The sequence below is a fragment of the Bacillus sp. 005/A4HT-01/001 genome (genome assembly GCF_004634445.1).
Lineage (GTDB): Bacteria > Bacillota > Bacilli > Bacillales > Bacillaceae > Bacillus > Bacillus altitudinis.
The window spans coordinates 1,016,779-1,028,631 of the sequence record NZ_SEIZ01000001.1 but is presented as its reverse complement, the minus strand read 5'-3'; the positions used below and the strand labels follow the sequence as shown (position 1 = coordinate 1,028,631).

14 protein-coding genes are annotated in these 11,853 nt (G+C 42.5%); 13 read left to right on the top strand and 1 reads right to left on the bottom strand.

The window, feature by feature from the left end; translation table 11 throughout:
* Positions 1-24: 24 nt before the first annotated feature.
* The 10 genes from ES896_RS05385 to wrbA all read left to right on the top strand — a co-directional run bounded on the left by ES896_RS05385 (position 25) and on the right by wrbA (position 7,930).
* Positions 25-231, top strand: a complete 207-nt coding sequence (locus ES896_RS05385) for a DUF951 domain-containing protein (RefSeq protein WP_008347561.1) — start codon at positions 25-27, stop codon at positions 229-231.
* 215 nt (positions 232-446) lie between these two features.
* Complete coding sequence (gene ychF / locus ES896_RS05380; RefSeq protein WP_007497458.1) at positions 447-1,547, top strand: redox-regulated ATPase YchF; 1,101 nt, start codon at positions 447-449, stop codon at positions 1,545-1,547.
* Positions 1,548-1,655: 108 nt separating this feature from the next.
* Positions 1,656-1,943, top strand: coding sequence for a 30S ribosomal protein S6 (rpsF, locus tag ES896_RS05375; RefSeq protein WP_008347557.1), 288 nt, complete (start codon positions 1,656-1,658; stop codon positions 1,941-1,943).
* Between the two features lie 36 nt (positions 1,944-1,979).
* On the top strand, positions 1,980-2,522 hold the full coding sequence (gene ssbA / locus ES896_RS05370; RefSeq protein WP_007497456.1) for a single-stranded DNA-binding protein SsbA: 543 nt from the start codon (positions 1,980-1,982) through the stop codon (positions 2,520-2,522).
* Positions 2,523-2,563: 41 nt separating this feature from the next.
* Positions 2,564-2,803 carry a 30S ribosomal protein S18 gene (gene rpsR, locus ES896_RS05365; RefSeq protein ID WP_008347556.1) on the top strand — a complete coding sequence of 80 codons (240 nt, stop codon included), beginning with the start codon at positions 2,564-2,566 and terminating at the stop codon, positions 2,801-2,803.
* A gap of 199 nt (positions 2,804-3,002) precedes the next feature.
* Positions 3,003-3,968: an ABC transporter ATP-binding protein gene (locus ES896_RS05360; protein WP_035704107.1), complete on the top strand. Its 966-nt coding sequence runs from the start codon at positions 3,003-3,005 to the stop codon at positions 3,966-3,968.
* Positions 3,961-5,478: an ABC transporter permease/substrate-binding protein gene (locus ES896_RS05355; RefSeq protein ID WP_135226527.1), complete on the top strand. Its 1,518-nt coding sequence runs from the start codon at positions 3,961-3,963 to the stop codon at positions 5,476-5,478. The genes ES896_RS05360 and ES896_RS05355 overlap by 8 nt, the downstream gene beginning before the upstream one ends.
* 189 nt (positions 5,479-5,667) lie before the next feature.
* On the top strand, positions 5,668-6,639 hold the full coding sequence (locus ES896_RS05350) for a ring-cleaving dioxygenase (RefSeq protein ID WP_171465983.1): 972 nt from the start codon (positions 5,668-5,670) through the stop codon (positions 6,637-6,639).
* A complete protein-coding gene (locus ES896_RS05345) occupies positions 6,636-7,247 on the top strand; it encodes an alpha/beta hydrolase (RefSeq protein WP_024718443.1) in 612 nt (203 codons plus the stop codon). Before ES896_RS05350 ends, ES896_RS05345 begins: the two co-directional genes overlap by 4 nt.
* Before the next feature lie 59 nt (positions 7,248-7,306).
* Positions 7,307-7,930 carry an NAD(P)H:quinone oxidoreductase gene (wrbA, locus tag ES896_RS05340; protein WP_045034926.1) on the top strand — a complete coding sequence of 208 codons (624 nt, stop codon included), beginning with the start codon at positions 7,307-7,309 and terminating at the stop codon, positions 7,928-7,930.
* A 48-nt stretch (positions 7,931-7,978) separates the two neighbouring features.
* On the opposite strand, the gene katX is transcribed toward wrbA, so the two are convergent.
* A complete protein-coding gene (gene katX, locus ES896_RS05335; protein ID WP_230677060.1) occupies positions 7,979-9,478 on the bottom strand; it encodes a catalase KatX in 1,500 nt (499 codons plus the stop codon).
* 196 nt (positions 9,479-9,674) lie between these two features.
* Here katX and ES896_RS05330 point away from each other — a divergent pair, with 196 nt between their 5' ends.
* The 3 genes from ES896_RS05330 to rsiV all read left to right on the top strand — a co-directional run bounded on the left by ES896_RS05330 (position 9,675) and on the right by rsiV (position 11,836).
* Positions 9,675-10,334: a hypothetical protein gene (locus tag ES896_RS05330; protein ID WP_060832808.1), complete on the top strand. Its 660-nt coding sequence runs from the start codon at positions 9,675-9,677 to the stop codon at positions 10,332-10,334.
* A gap of 149 nt (positions 10,335-10,483) precedes the next feature.
* Positions 10,484-10,978, top strand: a complete 495-nt coding sequence (locus ES896_RS05325; protein WP_007497431.1) for an RNA polymerase sigma factor — start codon at positions 10,484-10,486, stop codon at positions 10,976-10,978.
* Positions 10,979-11,836, top strand: coding sequence for an anti-sigma-V factor RsiV (gene rsiV / locus ES896_RS05320; RefSeq protein ID WP_048001995.1), 858 nt, complete (start codon positions 10,979-10,981; stop codon positions 11,834-11,836).
* Positions 11,837-11,853 lie beyond the last annotated feature (17 nt).

Sequence of the window (11,853 nt, the reverse complement as noted above, 5' to 3'; positions counted from 1 at the left end):
AGTGAGCAAGAGAGGTGAATGCTGATGGCAGACAAAGCATTTGGGTTACATGACGTCGTTGAAATGAAAAAACCCCATCCATGTGGTGCCAATCGGTGGAAAGTTATTCGTTTGGGCATGGATATTCGTATTAAATGCGAAGGGTGCGGGCACAGCGTGATGATCCCAAGAAGAGATTTTGAACGAAAAATGAAGAAAATTCTCGTCAAGCATGAGGAGCCAACTGCTTAAGTAGGCCTCATGCTTTTTTGATGAAATTTGTCTTTTGTTCAGAGAAACAGCTGTAATTTCTCATTTTAAAGCTCCGATTTAGTCTTTTTGGTAATGTTTCTTCTATTGAAAATGCATGATGGTTAGCTTGTCTTTTCATGTAAACCTACTTATAATTGCTCTAGGTTCATATTACGCAGTATAACGAGCACGTTTCATATAGAGGAGATGAAAGAATGGCTTTAACAGCTGGTATTGTTGGCTTACCTAACGTCGGGAAGTCAACGCTATTTAATGCAATTACACAGGCTGGAGCGGAGTCTGCTAACTATCCGTTCTGTACCATTGATCCAAACGTCGGAATTGTAGAAGTTCCAGACGAGCGTTTGCAAAAACTGACAGAATTAGTGCAGCCAAAAAAGACAGTTCCGACTGCTTTCGAATTCACTGATATTGCTGGTATTGTGAAAGGGGCATCTAAAGGAGAAGGTTTAGGGAATAAATTCCTTTCTCACATTCGTCAAGTAGATGCAATCTGTCACGTGGTGAGAGCATTTGCTGATGATAACATTACACATGTGTCAGGTAAGGTTGACCCAGTGTCAGATATTGAAACGATTAATTTAGAATTGATTTTGGCTGATCTAGAAACAGTTGAAAAGCGTTTAACTCGTGTGAGTAAGCTTGCGAAACAAAAAGATAAGGAAGCGGTAGCTGAATTTGATATTTTGGAAAAGCTGAAGGACGCATTTGAAGCTGGAAAATCTGCAAGATCGGTTGAATTTACAGATGAGCAGCAGAAGCTTGTGAAGCAACTTCATTTACTCACGTCAAAACCTATTCTGTATGTAGCAAATGTGAGTGAGGACGAAGTAGCAGATCAGGACGGAAACGAATATGTACAGCAAATTCGTGAGTTTGCATCTGGCGAAAACGCTGAAGTCATCGTTGTTTGTGCGAAGATTGAGTCTGAAATTGCAGAGCTTGAAGGAGAAGAGAAGCAAATGTTCCTTGAAGAGCTTGGCATTAAAGAATCAGGTCTAGATCAGTTGATTAAAGCGTCTTATTCACTTCTAGGTTTAGCTACGTATTTCACAGCAGGTGAGCAAGAAGTACGTGCTTGGACATTTAAAAAAGGAATGAAGGCGCCGGAATGTGCTGGAATCATTCATACGGACTTCGAGCGTGGATTTATTCGTGCTGAAACGGTTGCTTATGAAGATTTACTAGCTGGCGGAAGTATGTCTGCTGCAAAAGAAGCAGGAAAAGTTCGTTTAGAAGGTAAAGAATATATAGTGAAAGATGGAGACGTCATTCATTTCCGTTTTAACGTATAGGTTCTTGTCATAGGCAAAGTAATTTGTTATAATATACAATTGTGAGTAATATAATTTATTGCTCCTTGCCCGTATAGGGCCGCTTAGACCAAAAGGAGGTGCAATCAGATGAGAAAGTACGAAGTTATGTACATCATCCGCCCAACAGTTGACGATGAGGCTAAAAAAGCAGTTATCGACCGTTTTAATAACGTGTTAACTTCTAACGGTGCGGAGATCACTGGAACAAAGGATTGGGGTAAACGTCGTCTTGCATACGAAATCAATGATTTTCGTGAAGGCTTCTACCAAATCGTAAACGTTCAATCTGACGCTGCAGCAGTTCAAGAATTTGACCGCTTAGCTAAGATCAGTGACGATATCATTCGCCACATTGTTGTTAAAGAAGAAGAATAAATCATTGAAATATATATTTAAAGGTGGTCTTTCAATATGCTAAACCGTGTTGTATTGGTCGGAAGACTAACAAAAGACCCTGAGCTTCGCTACACGCCTAATGGTGCGGCTGTAGCCACGTTTACTCTAGCTGTGAATCGTACGTTTACGAATCAATCTGGAGAGCGTGAAGCCGATTTCATTAACTGTGTTACTTGGAGAAGACAAGCCGAGAACGTGGCTAATTTCTTGAAAAAAGGAAGTCTTGCCGGTGTAGACGGTCGCTTGCAGACAAGAAACTATGAAAACCAGCAAGGACAGCGTGTCTTCGTGACAGAAGTTCAAGCTGAAAGTGTTCAATTTCTTGAGCCTAAAAGCGGCGGTGCTGGTTCAGGTGGATACAGCGGCGGTGGCAATAGCGGAGGCCAGTATTATGGCGGCAGCCAAAATGATCAGAATCCATTTGGAAATGAACCAAGTCAAAATCCATATGGCAATCAAAACAACCAAAATCGTAATCAGGGAAATAGCTTCAATGATGACCCATTTGCGAATGATGGTAAACCGATTGACATCTCCGATGATGATTTGCCATTCTAATTGATCTGAAAAAAATGACCAAAGGAAAGGTGTGAAAACAAATGGCAGGTGGACGCAGAGGCGGTCGTGCGAAACGTCGTAAAGTATGTTTCTTTACTTCTAACGGAATCACGCACATCGATTACAAAGATGTTGATCTTCTTAGAAAGTTTGTTTCTGAGCGTGGTAAAATTTTACCTCGTCGTGTAACAGGAACTAGCGCTAAGTATCAACGTAAATTGACATTAGCGATTAAAAAATCACGTCAAATGGCATTACTTCCATACGTTACTGGTGAGTAAGTCGTTGACTTAAAAGCGAAGGGCCTTGAGCTCTTCGCTTTTTTTATTTGTCTCACTTTTATGAGAAAGTCGTTTCTGGCAGTCTAACTAGGGGAAGTATGTAAAAAGAGAGTTAACGTGACAGTTTGTTCTATACAAATACTAGGTTAATCTGTCATATTGGTATTTTAAAATATACTTGCAGTCAGGGCGTGGGAAGATGATTGAATTTAAGAATGTATCGATGCAATTTTCTGATGACCGCTATGCCGTTCAATCTGTTGATTTGGAGATTCAGAAAGGTGAATTTTTTGTATTGATTGGACCTAGTGGAAGCGGGAAAACGACGACTTTGAAAATGATTAATCGTCTCATCTCTTCTACAGAAGGTGAGATTTACATAAAGGGTCGAACCATCAGCGATTATGATATTTATGAGCTGCGCTGGGATATTGGTTATGTGCTTCAGCAAATAGCGTTGTTCCCTCATATGACCATAGAAGAGAATATTGCTGTAGTGCCAGAGCTGAAACAATGGAAGCGGACTGAGACGAATCAGCGTGTTGATGAGTTGATGTTCATGGTGGGGCTTGAGCCTTCTACCTATCGACATCGAAAGCCAGCAGAGCTTTCAGGAGGACAGCAGCAGCGAGTCGGCGTAGCACGGGCACTTGCTGCTGATCCTGAGATTGTCCTAATGGATGAACCTTTTAGTGCGTTAGATCCACTGACGAGAGAGAAATTACAAGATGATCTGCTTGAGTTACAGCGCCGTATTCAAAAGACCATCGTTTTTGTGACACATGATATGCAGGAAGCCATGAAGCTTGGAGATCGAATATGTGTGATGAATGAAGGAAAAGTGGTGCAGGTTGGACGCCCAGAGGAATTGATTCAGCATCCAGTTAATCCATTTGTGCGGGAGTTTGTTTCAGGAGCTGCCCGTCATGTAGACCATCAAGCATTTGAGCTGACAACTATTTATCAGCCCATGCCTCAAGATGATCTGTTAGGCGATGAGGCGGTCTCCATCCATGCGACGCTGGAAGAGGTTCTATCTCGACTGGCAGAGCATGAAGAGCTTGTTGTTGAAAAGGATGGGGAACGGATCGGGCTCATCACTCGTCAAGCGGTGATTCAGTATTTAGCCGGTACTTCTGCTGAGAGGGGCGAGACACATGAATGAATGGATCAGTGTGCTATGGGCTCGAAAAGATCAGCTCGGACACGCCTTACTTGAGCATATTCAAATTTCCTTCATTGCGTTATTTCTAGCGATTTTGATTGCCATTCCTTTAGGGATTTATTTAACGAGAGTCCCTAAGATAGCAGAGTGGATCATTGGGGTGACGGCTGTCTTGCAGACAATTCCGTCTTTGGCGCTGCTTGGACTTCTGATTCCTCTCGTTGGGATTGGTCAAGTGCCCGCAATTATCGCTCTTGTCGTCTATGCTCTTCTTCCTATTTTAAGAAACACATATACAGGCATTCGTGAGGTCGATCCGTCGCTGCGAGAAGCGGCGCTCGCTATGGGAATGAATCACCGCAAACGCTTATTAAAAGTAGAACTCCCTCTTGCTATGCCTGTGATCATGGCAGGTATCCGAACAGGGATGGTTCTTATTGTAGGGACAGCCACTCTTGCAGCTCTTATTGGGGCAGGCGGATTAGGGAGTCTGATTCTGCTTGGAATTGATCGAAATGATATGTCTTTGATCATCATTGGTGCTATTCCAGCTGCATTACTTGCGCTCTTATTTGATGTGGTTTTGCGGACACTTGAGAAAATCTCCTTTAAAAAAACCGTGATCTCTGTGACGGTCTTTGCTGTAATAGCAGGAGCAGTTGTCGCTGCCCCATTGCTGTTTCAACAAGAAAAGAAAGAGATCACCATTGGAGGGAAGCTGGGGTCAGAGCCTGAAATTTTGATCTCCATGTATAAGCTTTTAATTGAGCAGGATACAGATATCCAAGTCAATCTTAAGCCTGGTCTTGGTAAGACGTCCTTTGTTTTTCAAGCACTGCGGTCTGGTGATATTGACATCTATCCTGAATTTACAGGGACAGCGATTTCTGAATTTCTGAAAGAAACAGCGAAAAGCACGGATAAGGAAAAAGTGTATGAGCAAGCGCGCCAAGGTTTGGCGTCATCCTTTCAGCTTCAGCTTCTTCAGCCGATGGCTTATAACAATACATATGCTTTAGCCGTGCCTCAATCACTAGCGGATCAATATGATTTATCAAAGATTTCAGATCTGGGTCAAATCAAGAATCGCATACGTGCTGGCTTTACTTTAGAGTTTTCTGATCGTCAGGATGGATATTTAGGCATTCAAAAAGCTTATCAGTTTTCTTTTGACGATGTGGTCACGATGGAACCGAAACTTCGATATCGCGCCATTCAAAAAGGGAATATTCAGTTGGTCGATGCGTATTCGACAGACAGTGAATTGAGACAATACAAGTTGAAGGTGCTTGATGATGACAAGCATATTTTCCCGCCCTATCAAGGAGCGCCCTTGCTAAGACAGGAGACATTAAAAGAGTATCCTGAGATTGAGGCCTCTCTCAACAAGCTCGCTGGTCAAATCACAGATGATGAGATGAGAGAAATGAATTACGAAGTCAATGTGAAGGGGAAAGATGCATTCCAAGTAGCCGAAGCCTATTTAAAAAAGAAAAAATTGCTTCAATAATCAAGGGAAAGCAGGTCTGCTATAACAAAGCGGCCTGCTTTTGAAAAGAAAAAAACAAAAATCATTGACATCTATTTCAAAAAGGAATATCCTTAATTCGAGATAAATATATTTTTTAGTCATATATCTCGAATTCGAGATAATATAAAAGCGTCAGTCAAGACATAATGAGTAGGGACATGTTACGTCATGAAGAGGAGGTCATTAGAAGTGAAGAAAACAGCAGGAATTCACCATATCACAGCAATTGTTGGTCATCCTCAGGAGAACGTTGATTTTTATGCAAGTGTTTTAGGTCTGCGTCTCGTGAAAAAGACCGTCAATTTTGATGATCCAGGCACATACCATTTATATTTTGGAAATGAAGGAGGTTCTCCAGGTACCATTATTACGTTTTTCCCTTGGCCAGGTGCACAAAAGGGACAAATTGGAGCAGGTCAAGTAGGTGTGACAACATATGTCGTACCGACCGGTGCCTTCTCTTTTTGGAAGGAACGGCTTGAGCAGTTTGACGTTTCTTATGAAATGATTGAACGCTTTGGTGAGGCCTTTCTCTCTTTTGAAGATCCGCACGGTTTATTGATAGAACTTGTAGAGCGTGAAGAAGGAAAACAGAATGACTGGACATTTAATGGGGTGACACCAGAAGTAGCAATTAAAGGGTTTGGCGGAGCTGTTTTATTAACTTCACAGCCTGAGCAAACGATGCAGTTGCTAGAGCAAACGATGGGACTTGAAAAAGTCGGCACGGAAGGAGATTATGTGAGATTCCGTTCGTTTGGAGAAATCGGCAATGTCATTGATGTGAACAAGACACCTGTTGCACGAGGACGTATGGGCGTGGGTGTTGTACATCATATTGCGTGGAGAGCAACAGATGATCAGGATCAATTAGATTGGCAAAGACATGTTGCGCAAAGCGGATATCAAGTGACGCCTGTGCAAGATCGAAATTATTTCAATGCCATTTATTTTAGAGAGCTTGGCGGCATATTATTTGAGATTGCGACCGATCCTCCAGGGTTTGCACACGATGAATCTGTGGAAACGATGGGTGAAGCGTTGAAACTGCCGCCGCAATATGAGGCGCAGCGTAGTCAAATTGAACAAATCGTGCTGCCGATTGAGGTAAGAGAAATCAAAGGGAAAGGAGATTCATGATGAAGCATCTTTTTCAAAAAGGAAAGAATGAACAAAAACCTGTCCTTCTCATGCTGCATGGAACTGGCGGGACAGAGCAAGACTTATTGCCGCTTGCAGAAGTGGTAGACCCTGAAGCATCTGTTCTTAGTGTGAGAGGAAATGTATCAGAAAACGGCATGCCGCGTTTTTTCAGGCGTTTGGCAGAGGGTGTTTTTGATGAGCAAGATTTAATTGAGCGTACAGAGGAATTATATACATTTATCGGGGAAGCAGCAGATAAGTATGGATTTGATCGTCACAATGTTGTAGCCATCGGCTATTCAAACGGGGCGAATATTGCTGGAAGTCTGTTATTCCATTATGGAGATGCGCTGAAAGGAGCGATCCTGCATCATCCAATGGTCCCAAGACGAGGGGTTTCATTACCTTCATTAGCGGGGAAACAAGTCTTTATAGCAGCTGGTGAAAATGATCCAATGTGCCGTCCTGAGGAATCTCAGGAACTGGAGCAACTGCTTCAGGAGGCGGGAGCATCCGTAACGCTTCATTGGGAAAATCGTGGACATCAGCTAACGAGAGAAGAAGTCGATGCTGCGGCATTGTGGTATCGTCGTCAATTTAAATAAGGTGGGGAATACAGGTGGGATTTTTACAGAAGCTTTTTGGGCAAACCAAACAAAAGGAGATGGAACAAGTGGAAAACGTAAAACTAGCGATTATTTATTATAGTTCAACAGGTACAAACTATCAGATGGCGAAATGGGCGGAGGCTGGAGCGAAAGAAGCTGGTGCTGAAGTCAAAATTTTAAAGGTTCCTGAATTGGCACCAGAAGCAGTTGTTGCATCAAATCCAGCATGGAAAGCACATTTAGATGAAACAAAAGATGTCCCTGAGGTTCAGTTAAGTGACTTAGAGTGGGCAGATGCCATTATTTTCAGCATGCCGACACGTTTCGGTAACTTACCGGCTCAAATGAAGCAATTCTTAGACACAACAGGCGGTTTATGGTTCCAAGGGAAACTAGCAAACAAAGCAGTGAGTGCGATGACATCTGCACAAAACCCAAATGGCGGACAGGAGCAGACGGTTCTGAGCCTGTATACAACGATGTTCCACTGGGGAGCTATTATTGCCGCTCCTGGCTACACGGATGATTCCCTATACGGCGCAGGGGGTAACCCTTATGGTGTGAGTGTGACTGTTGACCAAAATGGAAAGATCCAAGAGGATGCAGAAGCAGCCGCAAAACATCAGGCGAAACGTACAGTGAATGTAGCAGAATGGATCAAAAAAGGTCAAAACGCTTAATAGATGTATACAAAAAGAATGCAGCCACTCCGCTGCATTCTTTTTTCATTAATAAGGATCTGAAGGGGTGCTGTTGTTGATCGCATCGTTGACAGCCTGTGCCGCGCCTGTTGATCCAATTGGTCCGCTTGGCTCCTCTTGTTTGAAGGCTTTTAAGCCATCGGCCACACGTTTTCCGTAGTCAGGATCAGCTTTTGTAAAGTTTTCGATCATTTGGTCTTGGATATCTTTTTGGCAGGTAGCTAAGGTGTTGACTAAGTTTTTAATCAGTTCCTCACGTTCCCAATCATTGAAGCGGCGATAGGTTTCTCCCGCTTGTCCGAAATTGTTCGGGCGGTCAATGGCTTCTCGTTTGACTTCACCCTCTACAAAAGGCGTATGATCCTTTCCATCTTGCTGCGCTTCTTTTAATCCCCCGAGAATGGACGGTTCATAATTCACATGGGGGTTTTGTCCTTTTCCTTGATCCACATGATATTCCATTTGCCCATCTCGCTGATTGGTGGCAACATGCTTTTTCGGTGCATTGATCGGCAGCTGTAAATAATTTGGCCCCACACGATATCGCTGCGTATCAGAGTATGAGAAGGTACGTCCTTGCAGCAATTTATCATCTGAGAAATCTAATCCGTCTACAAGAACCCCTGTCCCAAAGGCAACCTGTTCCACTTCAGCAAAATAATTTTCTGGATTTTTGTTTAGCACCATTCGTCCGATCGGTTTCCATGGATAGTCATCCTTGTACCAGAGCTTTGTCGGATCGAGTGGATCAAAGTCTAGATGGGGGTGGGTGTCATCTTCCATGATTTGAGCGTATACTTCCCATTCAGGATGATCCCCTTGTTCAATGGCTTCATATAAATCCTGTGTGGCATGATTAAAGTTTTCCCCTTGAATGGCTTGGGCTTGTTCTTGTGTCAGGTTGCGAATCCCTTGCTTCGGTTCAAAGTGATATTTGACCAGTACTGCTTTTCCTTCATGATTCACCCATTTATAGGCATGGACGCCAGAGCCTTGCATGTGCCGGTATGTGGCGGGAATGCCCCATGGTGAGAAGAGAAATGTCACCATATGTGTTGCTTCAGGTGATTGTGAAACGAAATCAAAAATGCGCTCGCCATCCTGACGATTGGTGACAGGATCAGGCTTAAAGGCATGAACCAAATCAGGGAATTTCAAAGCATCTCGAATAAAGAAAATTTTGAGGTTGTTCCCAACGAGATCCCAGTTGCCGTCTTCTGTATAAAATTTGATCGCAAATCCCCGCGGATCGCGTAAAGTTTCTGGTGAATGTCCGCCGTGAATAACAGAAGAGAATCGAACGAAGACAGGGGTCTTTTTTCCTTTCTCTTGAAATAATTTGGCTCTTGTATAAGTGGAAATGGGTTCGTCACCGAATGTACCGTAGGCTTCAAAGTATCCGTGTGCGCCGGCACCTCGTGCGTGAACGACACGTTCAGGGATGCGTTCACGATCAAAATGACTGATTTTCTCTAGGAAATCGTAGTTTTCAAGCGTAGTCGGTCCTCTATTCCCAACGGTTCTCATGTTTTGATTATCTGTTACCGGGTGACCTTGTCGATTCGTCAAGGTTTCTTCTGACTCTGAAGATGATTTAGGCTGTTGATCTTCTTTCAAGGTAGAATCCCTCCTTCAATATCTCCCTAACAATATGGTCATGTTGCTCCCTATTTCATACAAGGATTGATATAATGAGTGAAAACTTTTATGAGGAGCGGACCTAATGATTCGATTACACTGCCTTCACGCACATCCATCTAATATTTCTTACATTGACGACGCTTTCTATGACACAGGATTTGATCTGCATCACATCGTCGATTCATCATTTATGGAACGAGCCAAACAAGATCCCGCATTTGATCTTGAGCAGCAGCAAACCTATGCCATCAACAGACTCATGCAAGAAGGAGAGGCTGATCTTGTTTTATTAACGTGTACACAATACATTGCGGCTTTGGGGGAGCAGCAGCACCTGTTCAAACAACCAATTGTTCCGATAGATGAGCCGTTATTTGAGCAGATTTGTGAGCGAGAGGGTCCGCTTCAGCTGGTGTTTTCAAACCCAGATACAGTAGAAGGAACGATGAAGCGACTGTCTTCATATGTAAAAGAGCGGGGAAAGCAGTTGAAGGCAGAAGTGGTTGTGCTAGAGGATGTCTTTCATCTTTGCTTGAACGGTGATATACAAGCCTACCATGAGCGAATCATGGAACAGTTAAGGCAATCTGTGAAGCAGCAGCATGGAGATATTTGTGTGATGCAGCTCTCGATGGTTCACGCTGCAAAGCAGGTGGAGCAGGAAACAGGAGTGTCCATCATTCATCCGCTATCACCACTCAAACCATTTGTTTATCAAAAAATAACGGCTTTAAAAGAGTGAACCCGTCAGGTTCGCTCTTTTTGTATAGAAACGTAAATGGGATGACATGTTAAAAAAATAATGGAGCGCAAACTATTTTTAACAGATGCGCGTCTATCCAATGTAAGAAATAACAGATGCGCATTTAAGATAAAGGAGCTCTTTGTAAAATGAAGAAACGAAAGATTGATGATCAATTTGCGGATTACGTAATGGAGCATAAACACAGTTTTTATCGATTGTCCTATAGCTATGTCAAAAACCCAGAAGATGCGATGGATGTCGTTCAAGAGGCGATTCATAAAGCACTCAAATCTGTTCACCGATTAGAGGATGCGACTAAGATGCATAGCTGGTTTTATAAAATCGTCGTAAACGCTGCCCTCGACTTTTTACGAAAGAAGAAGCGTGTGCAAGTGACAGACGATGACACGCTGGAATTTTTATCACAGGGTGAATCGGATGTCTATGAGGATCAAGATGTCAGACGGGCGATAGAAGATTTGCCGGAGATGTATCGGGTCATCATTATATTAAGATTCTTTGAGGATTTAAAGCTAGAGGACATTGCTCATATTCTTGGAGAAAATGAAAACACCATTAAAACAAGATTATATAAGGCGTTGCGGCTTTTAAAAGTAGAATTATCGCAGGAGGAAATATAAATGGATAAGCATTTGGAACAGTTAAAAGAGGAATATTTAGAAATCCCTATTCCCCCGGAATACGATGCTATGGTTGAACGGACATTAAAACGAAAAAACAAGAAACCTCATTTTCAGAAATGGACGATCGGACTGGTTGCTGCGGCTGCTTTATTTGTCACCACTGTAAATGTCAGTCCGCAGGCAGCAAGAGCGATTTCAGAAGTACCCGTCATTGGAGAGCTTGTGAAAGTCGTGACGTTCACAGAATTTAAAAAGAGCGATCAGGGAACAAATATTGATCTCAAAACACCACACGTTTCAGGGCTTGGGGACGGAAAATTACAAGACAGCCTGAATCAAAAATATTTAGCTGAAAACAAAAAGCTGTATCAAGATTTTGAAAAGGAAACAAAGGGTTATAAAAATGGTCATTTGAGTGTAGAGAGCGGATATGAAGTAAGAACAAATAATGATCAAATTCTTTCACTAGGTCGATACAAGGTGACAACTCAGGCTTCTGCGGCAGAGGAAATGACATATGATACGGTGGATAAGAAAAACCATGTACTCATTACATTACCAAGTCTGTTTAAAGATGACCGTTATATTGATGTGATTAGTGAAAATATTAAAGAACAAATGAAGAAACAGATGAAAGAGGATTCAAATAAGATTTACTGGATGACGAAGCAAGATACGGTTGATCCGTTTAAGAAGATTCAGCCAGATCAAAGTTTCTATATCAATTCAAAAGGCAAACTGGTGATTTCCTTCAACGAATATGATGTGGCGCCTGGTTACATGGGTGTAGTTGAATTCACGATTCCAACAAGCGTGCTAAAGGATGTTCTTGTCAGCGATATGTACATTCATTAAAAGAAGAAAAAAGACTG